Raw genomic sequence first — 666 nt, 5'->3', positions numbered from 1 at the left:
TGTTTTCACTAAAAATTTGGGTAACACCAAAACCCGCATCTGCCGTATCAAACAGTGGAGTTTGAGCCTGACTTTCATAGGGGGTATAAACATAAAACGCTCTTGGCTCCATGGTGAGCAACATATCGCGCCCAAAGAAGCCCTTTAATTCAGCGGCATCTCTTTCAAACGCCAAACCAGAATCAAGACTGAATGTGGGTATGGTAAAGCCTTGTGCAGCTGGCGCTCCCACAGGGTTATATGGGGTGGCATTATAAGTATTCGACTGAAAGCTGACCTTAGGAGTGATGTAATAACCGGGTGTAATCTGAGGTAGTGACATTGCACCTTTAATAACTGTTCGATCTGCTTGGCTAAATGCACCTGGAGCAGTTGCCTGTAGGTTTCCACCAATGTTGTAAGCAAATCGGGTGTAGTCAGTTGAAAACGTTGTTACAGGGCCTGATGGCAAGGTAATGTATTTACCACTAGCGTCAGCCACCGTTGGAGTTAAACGGTTGTTATAGGTGGCAGTGATATTCGGCAAAATATTGTAGGGAGATTGCACAGTCACCGTTGGATCAGGCTGCAATGTCTGGAAAGTCATCGCTCTTGCGGCAACCGTCCAATTGCTTAAACTTCCGGTTAAGTTCTTAGTAGTACCAACCTCTTGACGAAATTGATTGG

General features: G+C 45.3%; 1 protein-coding gene. It reads right to left on the bottom strand.

Annotated features, from left to right (window positions below):
* A partial coding sequence (lptD, locus tag B7Y67_RS07890; protein WP_293598175.1) for an LPS assembly protein LptD occupies positions 1-666 on the bottom strand: 666 nt, incomplete at both ends.

This window comes from Polynucleobacter sp. 35-46-11, assembly GCF_002281105.1.
The sequence above is the reverse complement of the archived record's forward strand: the minus strand, read 5'-3'. Positions and strand labels throughout refer to the sequence as shown.